The sequence below is a fragment of the Eubacterium sp. OM08-24 genome (assembly GCF_003438075.1).
Classification (GTDB): Bacteria; Bacillota; Clostridia; order Oscillospirales; family Acutalibacteraceae; genus Ruminococcoides.
The window spans coordinates 495997-517878 of the sequence record NZ_QSTA01000001.1 but is presented as its reverse complement, the minus strand read 5'-3'; the positions used below and the strand labels follow the sequence as shown (position 1 = coordinate 517878).

Here is a 21882-nt window from a genome sequence, read left to right as displayed (position 1 = left end):
GAAAGGGAATTTTGGGGGAATTAATAATGGCTACAAAACTTACAGACAAATATTTGAAAGGCTTCGTTAATGAACACGAGTATGACGGTGTGGCTGCCGAAGTTAAGGCTGCTCACAAGGTACTCCATGACGGCACAGGTCTTGGCAATGATTTCCTCGGTTGGCTTAATCTTCCAACTGATTATGATAAAGAGGAATTTGCAAGAATTAAGGCTGCTGCTGAAAAAATCAAAAAGGATTCCGATGTGTTTATCGTAATCGGTATCGGTGGTTCATACCTTGGTGCAAGAGCTGCTATCGAATTTCTTACTTCACAGAACTATAACCTTACTTGTAAGGATACACCGCAGATTTACTTTACAGGTAACTCAATCAGCTCATCTGCACTTGCAGAGATTATGGAGCTTTGCGAGGGTAAAGATGTTTCTGTAAATATGATTTCAAAGTCAGGTACTACAACTGAGCCTGCTATCGCTTTCAGAGTATTTAGAGAAATGCTTGAGAAAAAGTATGGCAAAGAGGGCGCAAGAGAGCGTATTTACTGCACAACAGATAAGGCTAAGGGCACACTTAAGGCTCTTGCTGACGAAGAGGGTTACGAAACATTCGTAGTTCCTGATGATGTAGGCGGTCGTTTCTCTGTTCTCACAGCAGTAGGTCTTCTTCCAATCGCTGTTTCAGGTGCAGACATTGACGCACTTATGCAGGGCGCTGCAACAGCTCAGAAAGAATTTGACAATGACGATCTCGCTACTAACGATTGCTACAAGTACGCAGCTCTCCGTAACATTCTTTACCGCAAGGGCAAGACAATGGAGGTTATGGTATCTTACGAGCCTGCTTACACAATGATGTCTGAATGGTTTAAGCAGCTTTTCGCTGAAAGTGAGGGCAAGGATAACAAGGGCATTTTCCCTGCAAGCGTTATCTTCTCAACAGATCTTCACTCACTCGGTCAGTACATTCAGGACGGCAGAAGAACTATGTTTGAAACTGTTGTTCTCTTTGATAAATGCAAAAAAGAAGTTACACTCGGCACAGATCCTACAAATGTTGATGGTCTTAACTTCCTTTCGGGAAAGACAATGGGATATGTAAACCGCAAGGCTTTTGAGGGTACAGTTCTTGCTCATAATGACGGCGGTGTTCCTAACATCGTTCTCAATGTTCCGGAAATGAACGAATCAGAGCTCGGTTATCTTATTTATTTCTTTGAAAAGGCTTGCGCAATTTCAGGCTATATGCTTGGCGTAAATCCATTTAACCAGCCCGGTGTTGAGAGCTACAAGAAGAATATGTTTGCTCTTCTCGGTAAGCCGGGTTATGAGGATCAGAAGGCTGCTCTTGAGGCAAGACTCAAGTAATTTCTTTAGTAAATAAGTTTAATATTCTGGAGGAACTAATATGGTTACTTTACTTATCGGTAAAAAAGGAACAGGCAAAACAAAAAAGCTCATCGCTCTTGCTAACGAGGCAGTGGCTGCTTCAGCAGGCAATGTTGTTGTAATCGAAAAGGGCGCTAAGCTCACATACGATGTAACACACAAGGCAAGACTTATTGATACAGAGCAGTACCTCATTGAGGGTTACGATATGCTTTTTGGCTTTATCAGCGGTATTTGCGCAGGCAACTACGATGTTACAGATATTCTTGTTGACTCTACATTCAAGATTTGCCCAACAGGCGTTGACGGTGTAGAAACTTTCACAAAGAAGTTGCAGGAGCTTTCAGAGGCTTCTTCAACAAACATCGTTCTTCTTATTTCAGCTGAGGAGTCAGAACTTCCTGAGTCTATCAATGCTGTTTGCCAGAAGGTTTAATTAGCTTTTGAGTATTAACGGACTGCTCTCTTTGCAGGGCAGCCCGTTTTTTCTGCGACAGCGGGGGATATTTTCACCTTATTATCACACAAAGTATATCTTGCTGTCAGTTTTAGTTTATATTATGTTATTGAGAAATTAAACAGGAAGGACAAACCGATGAATAATAAAAAATTGATTGCAAAAGCAGCCCTCGGCGACAAAAAGTCGCTTGATTTTATCTGCGAAAAATACGGAAAGTATGTATATTTTTTCTGTACTACTGTAATTTCAGACAATAAAAAAGCTGAAAATGCCTTTAAAAAATCTTTTAAAGCTATATTTTCGGCAATTTCTAAAAATCCAAATACCGATAATCTTGATGAAATAGTCAAAAGTGAAACCGCAAAGGTGTGCAAGTCTGCAATTTCTGATGAAAATAATCATGAAAACGGCGCAGCTAAAATGCAGCCTTTCGGTGATAAAGACAAAATTTCTTCTGCATCTGCAATTACAGCAGAACAGAAAAATCTCTTTGTTAATGCTCTCAAATCAATAAATGCCAATCAACGCATTGTTGTTTTGCTCAATTTACTTTGTGATTATAATACTAAGAAAATTGCCGATATTTTAAAAATATCCGAAGATAAAGTTCAAAATTCGCTTGAGTACGGCAGAGAAAATATTAAAAAGCAGCTCAGAATGAGCGACAGCAAGTTTACTAAAAGAGATATAATTTTTCTTATGACTGCCTCGGCAAATATTGTCAAAGAGGCTGCCGCTCAAGCAAAAATTCCCGACTCGATCGACAGTTTTCTTGATGAAATCGTGCTGTCACTTGCCAAACCTCAGAAATCATACAAAAAGAAAGCTTGGATTGTCATTTCTGCCGTAGCTGTATTTTTGGTTGCTGTTATAGTGGTGTTTGTTATCACTTCCAATAAATCAAACGGCAGTGCGGGTGCGACAAATGATTCTGCCTCTGCAAGCAATGTATCGGCTACAATAGGAGAATCTCAGGCAAAAGGCACTCATCACGCAGAAATTAATATTAAAGACTACGGTGTAATTAAGGTAGAACTTAACGGCGATGTTGCACCTATTACTGTTGCTAACTTCATAAATCTTGCTAACAGCCATTTTTATGACGGTCTTACTTTCCACCGCATTATTGACGGCTTTATGATGCAGGGTGGTGACCCTCTCGGCAACGGTACAGGCGGCTCTGAAAATACAATCAAGGGTGAATTTTCGCAGAACGGCGTAGAAAATAACCTTTCACATACAAGAGGTGCGATTTCTATGGCTCGTTCAACAGATATGGACAGCGCAAGTTCACAGTTCTTTATTGTTCAGTCAGACAGCACATATCTTGACGGTCAGTACGCTTGTTTCGGATATGTAACCGACGGTATGGATATTGTCGATGAAATTTGCAAGAACGCAGTTACAACTGACAGCAACGGTTCTGTTTCAGCAGAAAATCAGCCTGTCATTAACTCAATAACAATTACAGATTAAAACTAAACGGGCTTGATATTCTCAAGTCCGTTTTTTAAAGGAATTATGAATATACAAGGTGGTGAGATTTTGAAAATATTGGTAGATGCAGACGCTTGTCCTGTTGTAAAAATTGTAGAAAAGCTTGCTAAAGAGGTTAGTGCGCCTGTTATTTTGCTTTGCGATACTAACCATATTTTAAAATCAGATTACAGTGAAATTAAAGTAATCGGTGCAGGCGCTGACGCAGTTGACATTGCGCTTGCAAATCTTTGTCAAAGCGGAGATATTGCTGTTACGCAGGATTACGGAGTTGCGGCTCTTGTACTCGGCAAAGGCGGTTACGCAATTCACCAGTCCGGCAGAATTTTTACAAATGATAATATCGACGGACTTTTGATGGAAAGGCACATTAATAAAAAGGCGAGAATGGCATCATCAAAAAATCATCTCAAAGGCCCGAAAAAACGCACAAAAGAGGATGATTTAAGATTTGAATCAGCTCTTAGGCGGCTTTTATCTGAGATATTGTCGCACGATTTAAAATAAAGAGAGCAAAACAGAAAATATTGTCTTAATTTTCTTTACAAAACAGGCATTTTATAGTATTATTATAGTAATTATATTACACAGTGGGGTGTTAAGTTATGAAACCAAAATACAATAGAATTTTATTAAAACTTTCAGGTGAATCACTTGCAGGCGATCAGAAAACAGGCATTGATTTCGACAAAGTTGTTGAAATATGTAAACCAATCAAAAAATGTGTAGATGCCGGTGTGCAGGTTGGTATCGTAGTAGGCGGCGGTAACTTTTGGAGAGGCAGAAGTTCGGGCGATATGGACAGAACAAGAGCTGACCATATGGGTATGCTCGCTACCGCTATTAATGCACTTGGTGTAGCAGACGCACTTGAGCAGCTCGGCTGCGTTGTCAGAGTTCAGACAGCTATTTCAATGCGTCAGGTTGCAGAGCCATATATCCGCAACAAGGCTATGTGTCATCTCGAATCGGGCAAAGTAGTAATCTTTGGCTGCGGTACAGGTAACCCATTCTTCAGCACAGACACAGCTGCCGCTCTTCGTGCAAACGAAATCGAGGCAGACATTATGATGAAAGCTACTATGGTAGACGGCGTATATGACAGCGACCCTAAAACAAATCCAAACGCAAAGAAATATGATGTTGTATCATTCCATGAGGTTCTCAATAAAGACCTTGCGGTTATGGACAGCACAGCAGCATCACTTTGTAAAGACAACAAACTTCCTGTTCTCGTATTCAGTCTTGAAGACCCGGAGAACATTTATCGTGCAGTATGCGGTGAAAACATCGGTACTGTTGTTGACGCTATTGACTAATAATTTTGTGAATTAACGGAGGAAACAACTATGCAAACACAGATTAAAAAGGCTTCTGACTCAATGGAGAGAAGAGTATCACATATGCAGCAGGAGTTCTCAGAAATCAGAGCCGGCAGAGCTAACCCCGGTGTACTTGATAAGGTAAAAGTTGACTACTACGGTGCGCCTACTCCTGTAAATCAGCTTGCCGCAGTATCTGTAACAGAGGCAAGAACCCTTACAATTCAGCCTTGGGATATGTCTGTTTTAAGACAGATTGAAAAGGCTATTCTTACATCCGACATCGGTATTAACCCACAGAACGACGGTAAGGTTATCCGCCTTGTATTCCCACCTCTTACAGAGGACAGACGAAAGGAAATCGTAAAGGATATTATGAAGATTTCCGAAGATACAAAGGTACAGGTAAGAAATGTTCGTCGTGACCTTATCGACAAGCTCAAGGCTATGAAAAAGAGCGGTGAGCTTACCGAGGACGATTTAAAGCAGGGCGAAAAGAAAGCGCAGGAGCTTACAGATAAGTATATCAAAAATATAGACACAATTTCAGCTGCAAAGCAGAAAGAAATTTTGGAGATGTAATATGGCTTTTTGGAATTCAAAATCCGAAGAGGCTAAAAATACGGATATAATTTTACCTGAGCACATAGGTATTATAATGGACGGAAACGGCAGATGGGCGAAAAAACGCAGTCTGCCTCGTTCCGTAGGACATCGTGAAGGCGCAAAAACCTTTAGAAAAATCACAAGATATTGCTCGGATATAGGTATAAAATATCTTACGGTTTATGCTTTTTCAACCGAAAATTGGAAACGCCCGCAGGACGAAGTCAGCTCCCTTATGAAACTTTTTAAATCATATCTCAACGAGGCACTTGAGGATTTTAAAGACGACAGTATTGTTGTAAAATTCATTGGTGATAAATCACATTTCAGCGAGGATCTGCAAAAGCTCATGATTGAAAATGAGGAAAGCTCAAAGGATCGTGACGGTATGGTGCTTAACATTGCTATGAATTACGGCAGTCGTGACGAAATTGTTCGTGCCGTAAAGAACATCAGCCTTGATGTTAAGGCAGGCAAACTTGATGCAGATAAAATTGACGAAGAGCTTTTTTCAAATTATCTTTACACCGCAGGTCAGCCTGATCCCGATTTGATTATCAGACCGAGCGGTGAATACAGAATTTCAAACTTTATGCTATGGCAGGCGGCTTATACAGAGTTTGTCATAATGAATAAGCTATGGCCTGATTTTGAAAAGTCAGACCTCGACGAGGCTATTAATATATACTCACAGCGCAACAGGCGTTTTGGAGGAGTATAAAAAAGCAGGTAGATCAGTTATGAAATCATTAAAAGCAAGACTTCTTACAGCAGTAGTCGGCATTTCCATTATTTTAGTTTTGCTGTTTTTAGGCGAAATTCAGCCGCTTATTATCGCATTTGCCATTGCGGCGGTCACTGCGTTTATGACAGGCGAATATTTACACGCTAACAATTTACTTAAAAAATATTTTATTTCAGTTCCGTGCATACTATTTGCAGCAATAATTCCGATTATTCTTACCACAGGCTTTGTGTATCCCGTTATCGCCGCATTTATGATAGTCGGCTTTGTAATGCTAATATATAACCATAAGCAGGTTAATTACTTAAACTTTACCTATGCAATGCTCGGCACGCTTCTTATTACCTTCGGAATGAGTGCGCTTTCGCAGCTTTGTCTTACCTGCAAACCGCTCAGCTTTTATTTTGCTACAATCTTTTCTTTGCCGTGGATGGCAGACGCAGGCGGATTTTTCATAGGCGCAAGTTTTGGCAAGCATAAGTTATGCCCGAATGTAAGCCCTAAAAAGACGGTTGAGGGTGCAATAGGCGGAGTGCTCTTTTGCGTGCTCACTGCTGTTGTACTTGGCTTCCTTTTTGCATTTGTTATTGCTCCCGATTATAAATTTAACTTTGCCGCACTCATTATTTTAGGCATTGTGGATGCGGTTGTTTCAATCATCGGAGATCTGAGCTTTTCACTCATAAAGAGAAGTGTAGGTATTAAGGATTACAGTTCAATTTTTCCCGGTCATGGCGGAATGCTTGACAGATTTGACAGTATTATTTTTACCGCCCCTGTTATGCTTGCTGTAAATCACTTTTTACCTTTTGCAACGGTGGTGTAAATTATGATTCAGAATATTTCTATTTTAGGCTCAACGGGGTCTATCGGCACCCAGACGCTTGATGTTGTCGATAAATTGCATCTTAATGTTACTGCTCTTACAGCTAACTCAAATGTAAAACTTATGGAGGAGCAGATACGAAAGTATAAGCCACAGATTGCCGTACTTTTTGATGAAGAAAAAGCAAAAGAATTAAAGCTTGCGGTCAAAGATACCGATACAAAGGTGCTCGGCGGTATGGACGGTCTTATTTCGGCGGCAACAGAAAAAAGCTCAGAGCTTGTACTTAATTCTGTTGTGGGAATGGTAGGCTTGCTGCCCACTATTGCTGCTGCAAATGCTAAAAAAGATATTGCACTTGCCAACAAAGAAACGCTTGTGGCAGGCGGTCATCTTGTTACCGATGCAGTTAAAGAAAATAATGTAAGACTTTTGCCTGTTGACAGCGAACATTCGGCTATTTTTCAGTGCTTACAGGGCAAACCGAATAACAAAGCGCTTAAAAAGCTGATACTTACAGCATCGGGCGGCCCGTTCTTTGGCAAAACAAAAGAGGAACTTAAAAATGTAACGGTAGAGCAGGCGCTTAATCATCCAAATTGGAGCATGGGTGCAAAAATAACCATCGACTCTGCTACAATGATGAACAAGGGACTTGAAATTATAGAGGCAAGCAGACTTTTTGATGTTGAAGGCGACAGAATTGATGTTGTGGTTCATAGAGAGAGTATTATTCATTCGCTTGTTGAGTATGACGACAATTCGGTTATTGCTCAGCTCGGCTTGCCTGATATGCGCATACCTATTCAGTATGCCGTTACATATCCGAACCGCTATGAATCGCCTGTCGGTGAGTTGCGCCTTGCGGATATAGCTAAAATGACATTCTTTGAACCGGATTACAAAACCTTTGAATGTCTTACAGCCTGCAAAAAAGCACTTGATATCGGCGGCACTGCAACAGCGGTTGTAAACGGTGCAAATGAAGAGGCAAACGCTTTATTCCGTCAAGGAAAAATATCTTTCCTTGAAATCGGAAATCTTGTTACGCAGTCGCTTGAGGCTGTAAAAACTATAAATCAAAAAAATGTTGAGGATGTTTTGAATGCAGACGCTCTCGCAAGGGAGTTTGTGCGCAAAACGGTAAACAAATAATTGAATTTTGCGGAATTTTTATCTGGAGTTGATTGACCACATATGCAAATATTAGTAACTATTGCTTTGGTAGTAATTGCGGTGCTGCTTTTTGAACTGATTATAGGATTACACGAATTTGGACATTTCATTACGGCAAAGCTTTCGGGAATTAAGGTAAATGAATTTGCACTTGGAATGGGGCCAAAGCTTTTTAGTTTTAAAAAGGGCGAAACACAGTATTCTTTAAGACTTTTTCCAATCGGCGGATTCTGTGCAATGGAGGGCGAGGACGAAGACAGTCCCGAGCCGCGCTCGTTTAATAATGCAAAGGTCTGGAAACGAATGATAGTCATTATTGCGGGTGCGGTAATGAATATAATTCTTGGCATAATTTTTTCTTTTATAATGGTCATTCCGCAGGAGGCATACTCTTCTACGACTGTTGAACAGTTTGACCCACGCTCTTATTCCGCAAACTGCGGTTTACAGATCGGCGATAAAATTGTTAAGGTCAACGGATATGATATTTACAATTCAAAGGATTTATCTTTTTCGTTTGCAGGTGTAAACTGTGAAAATGTTGACGGTAAGTCTGTATCCGTATATAAGCAGGATTGTGCAAATGCAATCTGCACAGAGTACGGCAAAATCGTAAACGAAAAAAATCCTGACGATGACACACTTTTAAAGTTTTACAATGTTACCACAGATGGCTGCACAACAGTAAATAACTCTGCTGATAAGGCTGCGGCGCTTAAAGCGATGAACGATACTGTAAAAAAGCTATACGATATGGCAGGAATTACAGATTACACTCTGCCGACAATTACAGAAAAAGATACTCGTCAGCGCTATACAGCAACAGTAACTGTAATAAGAGATGGCAAGGAAGTTGAGCTTAACGATGTTCAGTTCTTTACCTATTATAAAGATGACGAGGATAAAAATGCAGATAAGCCGTCGGTAGCACTTGACTTTTATGTTGAGCCTATCGACAAAACATTTACTTCTGTAATAAAACAGGGCTTTTCAGAGTCGGTATCAGTTGGCAGAATGGTATGGCAGTCGCTTGTGTGGATTGTTCAGGGCAGATTCGGATTTAAAGATATGTCTGGTCCTGTCGGCATTGCCACTGCGGTAACTCAGGTAGCATCACAGGGACTTGAAACTAACTTTGGTTCAGCGGTATTTAATATTTTAAATGTAATGACCTTGATTACAATTAACCTCGGTATATTCAATATGCTGCCGTTCCCGGCACTTGACGGCGGAAGATTTTTACTTTTGCTTATTGAGTGGATATTCAAAAAGCCTATACCGAGAAAAGTTGAAAAATATATCAATGCAGCAGGCTTTGTTATTCTTATGGTGTTTATGGTTGTTATAACCTGTAAGGATATCTGGCAGTTATTTACCGGACAGCTTGGTCTGTAACAGGAGGTTTTACCTTGGGAAGTAAAAAACAAGTTAAGGTTGGCAATGTGCTTGTCGGCGGCGGTGCCGATGTAAGTATTCAGTCAATGCTGAATGTTCCGTCAACCGATATAGAGGGTTCTGTAAGGCAGGCTGTTGAGCTTGAAAAAGCAGGTTGTCAGATTATAAGAGCCGCAATTCCTAATAAAGACGCAGTTAAACTTATTCCGGCACTCAAGCAGGCGCTTACTATTCCTGTTGTTGCCGACATACATTTCGATTACAAATTAGCGCTTGAGGCTTGTGCCGCAGGTGTTGATAAAATTCGTATCAATCCGGGCAATATCGGTTCTGATGACAGGGTAAAGGCTGTTGCCGACGCTTGCCGTCAGAGAAATATTCCGATAAGAATCGGTGTAAACTCAGGTTCACTTGAAAAGGAAATTCTTGCAAAGTACGGTCACCCCACACCGCAGGCACTTTGTGACAGTGCGCTGTATCATGCGTCTTTGCTTGAAAAATTTGATTTTAACGATATTGTTCTCTCTATGAAAAGCTCAACCGTTCCGTTTATGGTAAAGGCTTATGAGCTTGCAAACGAGCAGTGCGACTATCCGCTGCACCTCGGCGTAACCGAGGCAGGCACTGAACGAATGGGCATCATAAAATCAGCCGCAGGTATCGGTTCGCTTTTGCTCCATGGCATAGGCGACACTATCAGAGTTTCTCTTACAGCCGACCCTGTAAAGGAAATTTATGCCGCAAACGATATTTTAAAGGCGCTCGGACTTAAAAAGAGCGGCGTTCAGTTTGTATCTTGCCCGACTTGCGGCAGAACACGAATTGACCTTGTAAAGATTGCAGGCGAGGTTGAAAACCGACTTAAAGACTGTCAAAAAAATATCAAGGTGGCTGTTATGGGCTGTGTTGTAAACGGCCCGGGTGAGGCAAGAGAGGCAGACATCGGCATTGCCGGTGGTGACGGTTGCGGTCTTGTATTCAAAAAAGGCGAAATAATAAGAAAAGTTCCCGAGGAGCAGCTCGTTGACGCTCTTATGGACGAAATCGAAAAATTATAAATCTTAAGGAAGTATATGAAAACACTTGGCGAAGTTTTTAATCCGTATCTTGCGGATAAACCGCTCGCTGATGATATTTCTTCAGCTGAGCTTTTAGAACTTAATATTAATACTAATAATCGCTCTATCGCAATGACCGCCGGTTTCGGCGGTCTTGTGAAGAGGGATAGCCTTTTTACTGCCGAAAAACAAATTTCCAATTCAGAATTAAATCTCGGTTCGGTACGAATCAATCCGATTTTTAGCCCAAACCTTTTTTCAGCAGATTATTTTCCTGAGCTGTATAAGGCGGTTAAGCGTGACATTCCAAGCATTAACGGCACGCTTAACAACGCATTTGTTACCTATGAGGAAGGTAATTTGCAAATCACACTTAATAATGGTGGCAAAAGCCTTTTAGATGCAAAAGGTTTTGACAAGGCTCTTAAAAGAATTATTAAAGATGAATTTTCGCTTGAAATCAATATCATTTATACAGGTACGCTTGAGATTGACGGACAGAGCGAAGAATATGTGCAGGCAATGAAAAATGCCGCAGAAAAAATCGAAAGACAAAGGATTGAAGACTCAGTAAACGAGGCGGCAAGCAGTGGGGCTGTTACTAAGGCTGTAAAAGAAAAGAGAAATTCTGATGCAGTGCAGGAAATTGAAGTGCGTGAAGGTAAATTCCTCTTGCCACAGATTGTTGAATCTTCAATCAAGCCGTTTTACGGCAGAACAATTCGAGGTAAAATTGAACCTATAAGCACCATTGTTTCAGATACAGGCAGAATTGTTGTATGGGGCGACATTTTCGACATTGAGAAAAAGGTCACTAAATCGGGCGATAAAAATATTTTTGTTATTGACATTACAGACTACTCAGGCTCAACCTCGGTAAAGGTGTTCGGCACGATAAAAGATACTGCTATTCTCGATAACCTTAAAAAGGGCGACACAATAGTAGTACAGGGCGATGTTGAGTATGATCGCTATGCAGGCGAGCTTATGCTCATAGCAAGATCTATTGCTACTGCCAACAAGGTAAAAGTAGTTGATAAAGCAGAGGAAAAGCGTGTAGAGCTGCATTTGCATACCAATATGTCGCAGATGGACGCAGTAACCTCGGCAGGCGACCTTGTAAAAAGAGCCGCCGATTGGGGACACCCGGCAGTTGCAATCACAGACCACGGTGTTGCACAGGCTTTCCCTGACGCTATGAAAGCTGCCGATAAAATTAATAAGGACGGCGAAAAAATCAAGGTTATTTACGGTACAGAGGCTTACTTTATGGATGACCTTGTAGAGTCCGTTGACGGCGAAAGCGAAGAACCGCTTGACGGTACTTTTATTTGCTTTGATATTGAAACAACAGGACTTTCTGCTAATCGTGACAAAATCACAGAAATCGGCGCTGTAAAGGTTGTAAACGGAGAGATAACCGATACTTTCTCAACCTTTGCAAATCCGGGTATGCCTATTCCTGCTAAGATAACGGAGCTTACCGGCATTACCGATGCAATGGTTAAAGACGCACCGTCACAAAGCGAGGCGGTAACGGCATTTTTGGAGTTTGCAGGCGACAGCGTGCTTGTTGCTCACAATGCATCTTTTGATACCTCGTTCATACGCAAGGCTTGCGAAAATATGAACAGGGAATATAATTACACTTCTATTGATACAGTTGCCATTTCAAGGGCAATTCTTACGGATATTAAAAACTGCAAGCTCGACACAGTTGCAAAGTATTTGCGACTTGGCGACTTTAACCACCATCGTGCAACAGACGATGCCGAAATGCTTGCGAGAATTTTTATAAGTCTTTGCACCCGTTTAAAAGACGATTATAATATTACAAAAACAAGCGAAATCAATACTCAGATTGCCGGCGGCGGTGACTTCAAAAAACTGCCTACTTATCACCAAATAATTCTTGTAAAGAATTTAACGGGTCTTAAGAATTTGTATAAATTGATTTCTTACGCTCATCTCACATATTTTTATAAAAAACCGAGAATACCTAAGAGTGAGCTTATTAAGCACCGTGAGGGACTTATAATCGGTTCGGCTTGCTGTGCCGGTCAGTTGTATCAGGCTATACTTCTCGGAAAGCCGTGGCCTGAAATCAAGGCGATTGCATCATTTTATGACTACCTTGAAATTCAGCCGGCAGGCAACAATAACTTTATGATTCGTGAGGGCAGATTTGCCAATGAGGCAGAACTCCACGAAATAGACAAAACAATAGTAAGGCTCGGCAAAGAGCTCGGCAAGCCTGTTTGTGCAACCTGCGATGTTCATTTTATGGATCCGAAAGATGCCGATTACAGAAAAATTCTTATGGCGGGTCAAGGTTTTAAAGATGCCGAAGACCAAGCTCCGCTTTACCTTAGAACCACAGCGGAAATGCTCAAAGAGTTTGAGTACCTCGGCAAAGAAAAGGCGTATGAAGTGGTTGTAACAAATCCACGCAAAATTGCCGAGATGTGCGAGTCTATAAGACCTATTCCAAAGGGAACTTTTCCGCCTAACATTGAGGGTGCAGAGGAAGAGCTTGTTTCTATTACATGGGAGAGGGCTAAGGAAAAGTACGGCGACCCACTTCCTGAAATAGTTAAGGCTCGACTTGACAAGGAATTAAATTCAATTACAACTTACGGATTCTCCGTACTTTATATGACCGCTCAGAAACTTGTTGCCGACAGCGAGGCGCATGGATACCTTGTAGGTTCACGAGGTTCGGTAGGTTCGTCATTCGTAGCTACAATGTCGGGCATTTCTGAGGTTAATCCGCTTTGTCCGCATTATATTTGTCCAAAATGTAAGCACAGCGAATTCATTACAGACGGCAGTTACGGCTCGGGATTTGATATGCCGCCAAAGAATTGTCCTGAATGCGGCACGCTTATGGATCAGGACGGACACGAAATTCCGTTTGAAACATTCCTTGGATTTAAAGGCGACAAAGTGCCTGATATTGACCTTAATTTCAGCGGTGAGTATCAGTCAAAATCGCACAGATACACTGAGGAACTGTTCGGTAAAAACAATGTGTTTAAGGCGGGTACTATTTCTACCGTTGCGGAAAAAACCGCTATCGGCTATGTAAAGGGTTATGCCAACGATAAGGGTATGATTCTTCATAAGGCTGAAATCAAGCGACTTGCTCTCGGCTGTACGGGCGTTAAGCGTACAACGGGTCAGCACCCGGGCGGTATGGTTGTTGTACCGAGAACAAGCGAAGTTTACGACTTCTGTCCTGTTCAGCACCCTGCAAACGATATGAAGTCCGACAATATTACCACTCACTTCGACTTCCATTCTATTCACGATACAATTACAAAACTTGATGAGCTCGGACACGATGTTCCGACCATTTATCACTATCTTGAACTTTATACGGGTATTCCCGTTATGAAAGTATCAATGAGTGACCCCGAGGTTATGAGCCTGTTTACATCAACCAAAGCTCTCGGTGTAACTCCCGAAGATATAGGTTCAGAAACAGGTACATTCAGCTTGCCCGAATGCGGCACTTCCTTTGTACGAGGAATGTTGGTAGAGGCTAAGCCAAAAACATTTACCGACCTTTTGCAGATTGCAGGTTTGTCACACGGAACAGGTGTATGGCTCGGTAATGCGCAGGAGCTTATTCATAATCATACCTGCGATATTTCAAGTGTTATCGGTACTCGAGATTCCATTATGACTTACCTTATGCATAAGGGACTTGAGCCGGGTATGGCATTTAAGATAATGGAAATTGTCCGTAAAGGTAATGCGACAAAATTGCTTACCGAAGAACATTTCAAGGCGATGAGAGATAACAATGTTCCCGAATGGTACATTGATTCCTGTATGAAAATTCAGTATATGTTCCCGAAAGCCCACGCCGCCGCATATATGATTGCTACATTGCGACTTGGCTGGTACAAGGTGCATAAGCCTGTTGAATATTACGCAGCTTACTTTACGGTACGAAGCGAAAACCTTGACGGTGTTGTGCTTATGCAGGGACATCAGGCTGTTAAAAACAGAATGAAACTTATAAAGCAAAAGCAAAGCGCCCACGAATCGTCTACAAAAGAAGATCAGGAGTACGCTACACTTCAGATTGTAAATGAAATGCTTGCAAGAAAAATTGAAGTTCTGCCTGTTGACATTTACAAATCCGAGGCTAAAATGTTCAAGGTTGAGGACGGCAAAATAAGACTTCCGTTTTCAACAATTCCCGGACTTGGCGAAAGCGCCGCAATATCTCTCGCTGAATCGGGAAAGGTAAATACATACCTTTCCATTGAAGAAATGCAGATAAAGACAAAGGTTTCCAAGTCTATTATTGAGTCGCTGAAAAATATCGGCGCACTTGAGGGACTTCCGGAAAGCTCGCAGATGTCATTGTTTTAAGGAGTGGCGTAATAAATGAAAAAACTTTTTACATTAAAAAATGTACTGATTTGTATTCTTTTTACAATATTTTTGCTGTTTGTAAAGGATAATTTCAGTGTGGTATGGAACGCAATTTGTATGTTTGCCTCTATTCTGACACCGTTTGTAATAGGATTTTTGTTTGCGTATATTTTGAATTTTCCTTACAAATTCTTTTATTCAAAAGTATTCGGATTTTTGAAAAACAAAAAAGCGTTTTTTGCGAAAATGCGCAAACCGTTATCTATAATTTGCACATATACGGCGGTAATTGCCGTACTCGGATTTTTGATTGCCATTCTTGTTCCGCAGATCGGCAACAATATTTCGAGCCTTGTTGAAAGAGTGCCGTCATATTTTAATTCAGTATATGAATGGCTTTCAAGCGTTGCCGATTGGGCTAATAAGACTTATAATGCAAACATTGATATTGACGCATCTTTTGCTCAACTCGGCACAGAGATTACAAAGAATTTAAACGGCACTGCAATTGCGAATTTCTCAAAAAATGTGTTGTTTGATACTCTTGTACCTATGATTACAAACACCACGGCGGGAATTTATAACTTTATTATGGGTGTTGTAATTTCCGTTTACTTCCTGTCAGCAAAAGAAATGTTGTGCAGACAGGTAAAGCGCCTTGCTGTTGCGTTTATTCCGATAAAATTCTTGCCTAAAGTTTATGAGATTGTCGATATTACCGATACAAAATGCGGTAGATTCCTTGTTGGCGACATTATTGACGCCGCTTTTATCGGAGTGCTCACATTCATTACAATGTCTATTTTCCAATTGCCGTATGCCGCATTGATTGCGGTTCTTATCGGCGTAACAAATATTATTCCTTTTTTCGGACCTTTCATAGGTGCAATCCCGAGTGCTGTTATTCTTTTCCTTGAAAGCCCGTGGGATATGATTATATTCATTGCGATTGTATTTGTTATTCAACAGCTTGACGGCAACCTTTTCAAGCCGAAGATTATTGGCAGTCAGGTAGGACTTTCGAGTTTCTGGGTACTTTTCAGCGTTATCGTCGGCGGAAGTTTATTCGGTATGGTAGGCTTTATTTTAGGTACTCCTATATATGCGGTAATTTATACGCTGATCGGCAAAAGAGTTAAAAACGCTATTGACAACAAAGGCAAAATCGCTCAGGAGGCACTTGACTTTGAGGTGCTGAATTATGTAAAGATTGCCGCCGAACAAAAGAAAATCAGAGAAGAAAAGGAAACCGCTCAAAAGGAAAAGCTTTTGAAGTTTATCAAACCCGATAAACATACAAATTCCGAAAGCGATGACGATAATAAAGATGACAAAGAATAATATTTATTTTGCAGGGCAGTAAAATTATTTGCTGCTCTGTAATTTAAAAAAGTTTTGTTAAAAATTTGACAAGTACGATTTTATATGTTATTATATTAGCATATTAGCACACTAAAGCGTTTGTAAAGAGGTTTTTATGAAAAAGAATTTAAAAATTACCCCCGAGGGAATGAAAGACTTTCTTTTTGCCGAATGTTCAGCAATGGATGATGTCTGCGGCAAAATAGAAAAGGTATTTACAAAGGGTGGTTTTAAGAAAGTAATCACACCGGGCATTGAATTTTACGATATTTTTTCAATGGAATGCAGCGGAATTGACCAGCAGTCAATGTTTAAGTCGGTAGACAATAAGGGCAGACTTCTTGTAATGCGTCCCGATTCAACACTTCCGATTGCAAGAATGGTGTCGTCAAGACTGAAAAACAGCATTATGCCTGTAAGACTTTACTACAAGCAGGCAGTTTACAGAAATAACCCAACTCTTATGGGCAGAAGAAATGAATTTATGCAGATGGGCGTTGAATTGCTCGGTGTAAAGGGCAAGAGGGCAGACCTTGAGGTGCTTTCTACCGCTATCAGAGCTATTATGAGCGTTGCCGATGATTTCAGAATCGAGCTCGGACACGCACAGGTATTTAACGCACTTATCAGTGAAATAGATATTGACGAGGATTTCAAAGAGAAAATCAGAGTTAGCATTGAGGGCAAAAATTATTCTGCTCTTAATAACCTGCTTGACAAACTTGAGCCTTGCAAGGCTGTAACCGCTATCAGAAGTTTGCCGTCGCTCTTTGGCGGTGACGAAGTGTTTGACAAGGCAACAGAGCTTTGCAGCGGCACAAAGGCTGTTGACGCACTCAATTATTTACATACACTTTACGACTCTCTCAAAACTCTCGGTCTTGGCGATAAGCTGATTGTTGACCTTGGTCTTGTGCAGAGAAACGATTATTACACAGGCTTTGTTTTCTGCGGTTACATTTCAGGTATTGGTGACGCAGTTCTTTCGGGCGGCAGATATGACGATCTTCTTTCTGAATTTGACGCTCCTATGGGCGCAGCAGGCTTTGCTATTGACACAGACGCAATCACAGAAAAATTGCTTTCCGATAAAAATACAAGCTACACAGATGTGCCCGATATTCTCGTTTATGCAAATGACGGCGCAGAGATTGAGGCAATCAACGCTGTTGCCGATATGCAGAGAAACGGAATTAATGCCCGTTTCTGCGTGCTCGAAACTCTTGAAGAGGCAAAGGCTTTTGCAGAAAAAATGGGTATAGAAAAAGTACAGATTATCGGCTGAGTGTGAAAGGATTTTTCAAATGAAACCATTAAGAATAGCTCTTACAAAGGGCAGACTTGAGAAAACAACTATTGAGCTTTTCCAAAAAATCGGCTACAACTGCGACGAGGTTATCAATAAGGGCAGAAGACTTATTCTTCCGATTGGTGACAATGATTTTGAAGTTGTGCTTGCAAAGGCAGCCGATGTTATTACATATGTTGAGCATGGTGTGTGCGACCTCGGTGTTGTAGGTAAAGACACCATTCTCGAAAACGGCAATTCTTTTTATGAATTGCTCGACTTAGGCTTTGGCAAATGCAGATTTGCCCTTGCTACTAAAAAAGGCACAGATTTTTACAGCGGCTACAACACAAAGACTATTGCAACTAAATATCCGAATGTAACTCGTGCGTTTTTTGACGATAAAAATATGGATGTCAGAATTATTAAAATTGAAGGCTCAGTAGAGCTTGCTCCGCTTGTGGGACTTTCTGACGGCATTGTTGATATTGTAGAAACAGGTTCAACACTCAAGGCAAACGGACTTGAGGTTATTGAGTGGGTAACTGAAATTTCGGCAAGACTGATTGCAAACACAGCAAGCCTTAAACTTCGCAAGGCAGAAATTGAGGAACTTCAAAAGAAACTGGAGGCTGTAACAAAATGATTACTACTGTAATTGCTGACGGCAAAAAGGAATATGATTTTATAGAATTGCTCAAGAGCAGAGCACAAAACTCGGATAAGAATGTTATTCCGATTGTGTCTGAAATCATTGAAAATGTTAAGATAAACGGTGACAAGGCGGTATATGACTACACCGTTAAATTTGACGGAAAAGCTCCTGAAAAGGCTGAAATTTCCGCTGACGAAATAGACGCTGTAATTTCCGAGTGCGATCCTAAGTACATTGAAACCGTAAGAAGAGCGGCTAAAAATATTGAGGATTTCCATAAGCGTCAGGTTCAGCAGAGCTGGCTCACCACAAAGAATAACGGCGTTATTATGGGACAGCGTATCAGAGGCTTGAAGCGTGTGGGTATTTATGTGCCGGGCGGCACAGCTGCGTATCCGTCATCTGTACTTATGAATGCAATTCCTGCGAAAATTGCAGGTGTTGAGGAAATTGTAATGTGCACACCTCCTATGAAAAACGGCAAGCCAAACCCAAATATTCTTGCAGCCGCTAAACTTGCAGGTGTTGACAGAATTTTCCTTATGGGCGGCGCACAAGCTATTGCCGCTATGGCATACGGAACAGAGAGCGTGCCAAAGGTTGACAAGATTGTAGGTCCGGGCAATATTTTCGTTGCCACAGCCAAAAAACTCTTATACGGCACAGTTGATATTGATATGATTGCAGGCCCGAGTGAAATTCTCATTATTGCCGACAAATCAGCTAATCCTAAGTTTCTTGCCGCAGACCTTATGAGTCAGGCAGAGCACGACAAACTTGCCTCTGCAATTCTCCTTACTGACTGCGAGGAACTTGCAAATCAGACTGTAAAAGAGCTTGAAAGACAGGTTCAGACCCTTTCGAGAAATGAAATTATAAATTCTTCGCTTGACAATTTCGGAGCGATTATCGTGTGCAGTGATATGAAACAGGCTGTACTCTTTGCAAATGAGCTTGCTCCCGAACACCTTGAAGTATGCTGTGAAAATCCTATGGAATATGTAGGCAAACTCGACAACGCAGGCTCCGTGTTCCTCGGCAATTATTCTCCCGAACCGCTCGGCGACTACTTTGCAGGTCCTAACCATGTTCTTCCTACAAGTGGTACTGCAAGATTTTTCTCACCGCTCTCGGTTGACAGCTTTGTTAAGAAATCAAGCTTTATCTGCTATACAGAGGAGGCTCTGAGAGACGATGCCCAAGATGTAGTGCGTTTTGCAGACACTGAGGGACTTACAGCACACGCAAATTCAATTAAAGTCAGATTTGACGACATTGATTTTGAATAATGGAAATTATTAAAATTTTGTAATATTTATTGTAAATCATCTTTAAAAAGGATATAATCATATAGATTGAGCAATTCGGTTCAACTTTACAACTTATTTGAGGTGAGAAAATGCGCAAGACAGAAATCAGCCGTAAAACAAAAGAAACAGATATAAATCTTTCTCTTTGTCTTGAGGGCGGAGATATTTCTATTGACACAGGCATTGGATTTTTTGACCATATGCTAAATTCCTTTGCCACACACGCAGGCTTTGGCTTGAAACTAACGGTCAAGGGTGATTTGTATGTTGACGAGCATCATACAGTTGAGGATACGGGTATAGTCCTCGGCAAGGCATTTTCTCAAATTTTAAAAGATAAATCTTCTATCGACCGTTTCGGCAGTTTTTATGTACCGATGGACGAGGCGCTTGCATTTGCCTCTGTCGATATAAGCGGCAGACCTTTCCTTGTATTTGACGCAGAATTTCCGCAGGAAATGTGCGGTCAGTACAATTGCGCAATGACGGTTGAATTTATGAGAGCGCTTGCATATAACGCTGGCATTACTCTGCACATAAAGTCTTTGTACGGAGATAACTCTCACCATATTACAGAAGCAATTTATAAAGCGGTTGCTCACGCATTAAGACTTGCCGTAAAGGAAAATACCTCAAATAAGCCTCTTTCCACTAAAGGAGTGTTATAAATGATTATTTTACCTGCAATAGATATTAAAGACGGAAACTGCGTAAGACTTTTTAAGGGTGATTACTCAACAGTAGAAAAGGTGTGCGACACACCATATAAGGCTGCCGAGCTTTTTAAGGCGGCAGGCGCACAGTATATGCACATGGTAGACCTTGACGGCGCAAAAGACGCAACTCTTGCAAATGCCGACCTGATTATAGATGTGGCAAAGCAGAGTGGACTTAAAGTAGAAGTAGGCGGCGGTATTCGTGATATGGGTGCTATTGAGCATTATTTAAACAACGGCATAGATAAGGTTATCTTAGGCTCTGCCGCTGTAAAAAATCCTGACTTTGTAATTGAGGCTGTAAAGGCATTCGGCGACAAAATTGTGGTTGGCATTGACGCTAAAAACGGTATGGTTTGTGCCGAGGGTTGGATTGACGAATCAGAAATCAATTACATAGAGCTTGCAAAGCGTATGGAGAATATTGGCGTTGGTCAGATTGTGTTTACCGATATTGACCAGGACGGTACACTTGCAGGCCCTAATTTAAAGCAGCTTGACGACCTTGTTCACGAGGTAAACTGCCGAGTAGTAGCAAGCGGCGGCGTATCTGTTCTTAAAGACATAATTAACCTTGCGGAACTTGATGTTTACGGCGCAATCTGCGGCAAGGCTATCTACACAGGCAACCTCGATTTGAAACAGGCTATTGAAATTACAAGCAAGATTTAAGGAAAACACTATGGAAAAAAATATTGATTTTGATAAATTTTTTGTAAAATCAGACTTAATTCCTGCAATTATTCAGGAAAAATCAACAGGCGAAGTGCTTATGCTTGCCTATATGAATAAAGAGAGTATGAAAAAAACCTTTGAAACAGGCTACACATGGTTTTGGTCAAGAAGCCGTCAGGAGCTTTGGAACAAGGGCGCTACTTCGGGACATCTCCAAAAGGTTATTGAAATTTTCGGAGATTGTGACGATGATACTCTGCTTATTACGGTTGAGCAGACAGGCGCAGCTTGTCACACAGGTAATCATTCCTGTTTTTATACACAATTAAAATAATATATAAAGGGTGAATACAAGTGAACGAGAATGAAATTCTTTCAGCACTTTATCAGACAGTTGTAAACAGACGAGATAATCCAAAGGAAGGTTCTTATACCTGCTATCTGCTTGACAAGGGAATTGACAAAATTCTCAAAAAAGTAGGCGAGGAGTGCAGTGAAACAATTATTGCCGCAAAGAACGGCGACAACAGCGAAACTGTATATGAGATTGCAGACCTTATTTATCATCTTACTGTTATGATGGTTGCACAGGACATTCCGCTTGAAGATGTGCTCAAAGAGCTTGACAAGCGCAGCGAAAAAACAGGCAACTTAAAGAAGTTCCACACTGTTGACAAAAATTCTTGACAAAACAAAACCCTATGGCAAATGTCATAGGGTTTAAAAATGTGTAAATTTTATTTATGCGGCAACCATATATTTTGAAAGCGCATTTGTAAAACTTTCTGTCGGTTCTGAGTTTAGCACAAGTTCAACAGGCTTGTTAATATCTAACGAGAAAAAACCCATAATTGAGTGCCCGTCAATGGCGATATCACCGTTTTTAATCATTATAGTTTCGTGGGGAAATTTTGTAAAAATTTCAAATACATCCATAATTTCTTTTTGATTTGTAATTGTAATCGGAATATTAAACATCTTATCTCTCCTCGTTAAAATAATAACAGCACTATAATA

General features: G+C 40.9%; 21 protein-coding genes. 20 read left to right on the top strand and 1 reads right to left on the bottom strand.

What is annotated here, in order from left to right; translation table 11 throughout:
* The first annotated feature begins 26 nt into the window (after positions 1–26).
* From DXC23_RS02600 to hisE, 20 genes are all read left to right on the top strand, one after another.
* A complete protein-coding gene (locus DXC23_RS02600; RefSeq protein ID WP_117704634.1) occupies positions 27–1364 on the top strand; it encodes a glucose-6-phosphate isomerase in 1338 nt (445 codons plus the stop codon).
* A 40-nt stretch (positions 1365–1404) separates the two neighbouring features.
* Positions 1405–1821 (top strand): hypothetical protein, encoded by a 417-nt coding sequence (locus DXC23_RS02595; protein ID WP_022235161.1) that lies wholly within the window; start codon positions 1405–1407, stop codon positions 1819–1821.
* An 894-nt stretch (positions 1822–2715) separates the two neighbouring features.
* On the top strand, positions 2716–3321 hold the full coding sequence (locus DXC23_RS02590; protein ID WP_347474780.1) for a peptidylprolyl isomerase: 606 nt from the start codon (positions 2716–2718) through the stop codon (positions 3319–3321).
* A gap of 69 nt (positions 3322–3390) precedes the next feature.
* Positions 3391–3849 carry a YaiI/YqxD family protein gene (locus DXC23_RS02585; protein WP_117704633.1) on the top strand — a complete coding sequence of 153 codons (459 nt, stop codon included), beginning with the start codon at positions 3391–3393 and terminating at the stop codon, positions 3847–3849.
* 98 nt (positions 3850–3947) lie between these two features.
* A complete protein-coding gene (gene pyrH / locus DXC23_RS02580; RefSeq protein WP_117704632.1) occupies positions 3948–4661 on the top strand; it encodes a UMP kinase in 714 nt (237 codons plus the stop codon).
* 30 nt (positions 4662–4691) lie between these two features.
* Positions 4692–5246, top strand: coding sequence for a ribosome recycling factor (gene frr, locus DXC23_RS02575; RefSeq protein ID WP_117704631.1), 555 nt, complete (start codon positions 4692–4694; stop codon positions 5244–5246).
* Position 5247: 1 nt separating this feature from the next.
* Positions 5248–5991: an isoprenyl transferase gene (locus DXC23_RS02570; RefSeq protein ID WP_117704630.1), complete on the top strand. Its 744-nt coding sequence runs from the start codon at positions 5248–5250 to the stop codon at positions 5989–5991.
* Positions 5992–6010: 19 nt separating this feature from the next.
* Positions 6011–6841 (top strand): phosphatidate cytidylyltransferase, encoded by an 831-nt coding sequence (locus DXC23_RS02565; RefSeq protein ID WP_117704629.1) that lies wholly within the window; start codon positions 6011–6013, stop codon positions 6839–6841.
* Between the two features lie 3 nt (positions 6842–6844).
* Complete coding sequence (locus DXC23_RS02560) at positions 6845–7996, top strand: 1-deoxy-D-xylulose-5-phosphate reductoisomerase (RefSeq protein ID WP_117704628.1); 1152 nt, start codon at positions 6845–6847, stop codon at positions 7994–7996.
* 42 nt (positions 7997–8038) lie between these two features.
* On the top strand, positions 8039–9412 hold the full coding sequence (rseP, locus tag DXC23_RS02555) for an RIP metalloprotease RseP (RefSeq protein WP_117704627.1): 1374 nt from the start codon (positions 8039–8041) through the stop codon (positions 9410–9412).
* 14 nt (positions 9413–9426) lie between these two features.
* Complete coding sequence (gene ispG, locus DXC23_RS02550; RefSeq protein ID WP_117704626.1) at positions 9427–10470, top strand: flavodoxin-dependent (E)-4-hydroxy-3-methylbut-2-enyl-diphosphate synthase; 1044 nt, start codon at positions 9427–9429, stop codon at positions 10468–10470.
* Between the two features lie 15 nt (positions 10471–10485).
* The gene (locus tag DXC23_RS02545; RefSeq protein WP_117704625.1) at positions 10486–14856 is read left to right on the top strand and encodes a PolC-type DNA polymerase III; all 4371 of its coding nucleotides are present in this window, start codon (positions 10486–10488) and stop codon (positions 14854–14856) included.
* A 15-nt stretch (positions 14857–14871) separates the two neighbouring features.
* A complete protein-coding gene (locus DXC23_RS02540; protein ID WP_117704624.1) occupies positions 14872–16200 on the top strand; it encodes an AI-2E family transporter in 1329 nt (442 codons plus the stop codon).
* A gap of 136 nt (positions 16201–16336) precedes the next feature.
* Complete coding sequence (hisZ, locus tag DXC23_RS02535; RefSeq protein WP_117704623.1) at positions 16337–17506, top strand: ATP phosphoribosyltransferase regulatory subunit; 1170 nt, start codon at positions 16337–16339, stop codon at positions 17504–17506.
* Positions 17507–17525: 19 nt separating this feature from the next.
* Positions 17526–18155 carry an ATP phosphoribosyltransferase gene (hisG, locus tag DXC23_RS02530; protein ID WP_022235148.1) on the top strand — a complete coding sequence of 210 codons (630 nt, stop codon included), beginning with the start codon at positions 17526–17528 and terminating at the stop codon, positions 18153–18155.
* A complete protein-coding gene (gene hisD / locus DXC23_RS02525; protein ID WP_117704622.1) occupies positions 18152–19453 on the top strand; it encodes a histidinol dehydrogenase in 1302 nt (433 codons plus the stop codon). Before hisG ends, hisD begins: the two co-directional genes overlap by 4 nt.
* Positions 19454–19563: 110 nt before the next feature.
* A complete protein-coding gene (gene hisB / locus DXC23_RS02520; protein WP_117704621.1) occupies positions 19564–20142 on the top strand; it encodes an imidazoleglycerol-phosphate dehydratase HisB in 579 nt (192 codons plus the stop codon).
* Positions 20143–20862: a 1-(5-phosphoribosyl)-5-[(5-phosphoribosylamino)methylideneamino]imidazole-4-carboxamide isomerase gene (gene hisA, locus DXC23_RS02515; RefSeq protein WP_117704620.1), complete on the top strand. Its 720-nt coding sequence runs from the start codon at positions 20143–20145 to the stop codon at positions 20860–20862.
* 10 nt (positions 20863–20872) lie between these two features.
* Positions 20873–21199, top strand: a complete 327-nt coding sequence (gene hisI, locus DXC23_RS02510; RefSeq protein ID WP_022235144.1) for a phosphoribosyl-AMP cyclohydrolase — start codon at positions 20873–20875, stop codon at positions 21197–21199.
* 20 nt (positions 21200–21219) lie between these two features.
* On the top strand, positions 21220–21552 hold the full coding sequence (gene hisE / locus DXC23_RS02505; protein WP_117704619.1) for a phosphoribosyl-ATP diphosphatase: 333 nt from the start codon (positions 21220–21222) through the stop codon (positions 21550–21552).
* 54 nt (positions 21553–21606) lie between these two features.
* On the opposite strand, the gene DXC23_RS02500 is transcribed toward hisE, so the two are convergent.
* Positions 21607–21843: a hypothetical protein gene (locus tag DXC23_RS02500; protein ID WP_117704618.1), complete on the bottom strand. Its 237-nt coding sequence runs from the start codon at positions 21841–21843 to the stop codon at positions 21607–21609.
* Positions 21844–21882: the final 39 nt, after the last annotated feature.

Coding starts and splice junctions, on each gene's coding strand:
- frr (WP_117704631.1), top strand. CDS start 4,692: ATGCAAACACAGATTAAAAAGGCTTCTGACTCAATGGAGAGAAGAGTA.
- hisB (WP_117704621.1), top strand. CDS start 19,564: ATGCGCAAGACAGAAATCAGCCGTAAAACAAAAGAAACAGATATAAAT.
- DXC23_RS02595 (WP_022235161.1), top strand. CDS start 1,405: ATGGTTACTTTACTTATCGGTAAAAAAGGAACAGGCAAAACAAAAAAG.
- hisA (WP_117704620.1), top strand. CDS start 20,143: ATGATTATTTTACCTGCAATAGATATTAAAGACGGAAACTGCGTAAGA.
- hisI (WP_022235144.1), top strand. CDS start 20,873: ATGGAAAAAAATATTGATTTTGATAAATTTTTTGTAAAATCAGACTTA.
- DXC23_RS02500 (WP_117704618.1), bottom strand. CDS start 21,843: ATGTTTAATATTCCGATTACAATTACAAATCAAAAAGAAATTATGGAT.
- pyrH (WP_117704632.1), top strand. CDS start 3,948: ATGAAACCAAAATACAATAGAATTTTATTAAAACTTTCAGGTGAATCA.
- DXC23_RS02600 (WP_117704634.1), top strand. CDS start 27: ATGGCTACAAAACTTACAGACAAATATTTGAAAGGCTTCGTTAATGAA.
- hisG (WP_022235148.1), top strand. CDS start 17,526: ATGAAACCATTAAGAATAGCTCTTACAAAGGGCAGACTTGAGAAAACA.
- hisD (WP_117704622.1), top strand. CDS start 18,152: ATGATTACTACTGTAATTGCTGACGGCAAAAAGGAATATGATTTTATA.
- DXC23_RS02540 (WP_117704624.1), top strand. CDS start 14,872: ATGAAAAAACTTTTTACATTAAAAAATGTACTGATTTGTATTCTTTTT.
- hisZ (WP_117704623.1), top strand. CDS start 16,337: ATGAAAAAGAATTTAAAAATTACCCCCGAGGGAATGAAAGACTTTCTT.
- DXC23_RS02545 (WP_117704625.1), top strand. CDS start 10,486: ATGAAAACACTTGGCGAAGTTTTTAATCCGTATCTTGCGGATAAACCG.
- DXC23_RS02565 (WP_117704629.1), top strand. CDS start 6,011: ATGAAATCATTAAAAGCAAGACTTCTTACAGCAGTAGTCGGCATTTCC.
- DXC23_RS02560 (WP_117704628.1), top strand. CDS start 6,845: ATGATTCAGAATATTTCTATTTTAGGCTCAACGGGGTCTATCGGCACC.
- DXC23_RS02570 (WP_117704630.1), top strand. CDS start 5,248: ATGGCTTTTTGGAATTCAAAATCCGAAGAGGCTAAAAATACGGATATA.
- rseP (WP_117704627.1), top strand. CDS start 8,039: ATGCAAATATTAGTAACTATTGCTTTGGTAGTAATTGCGGTGCTGCTT.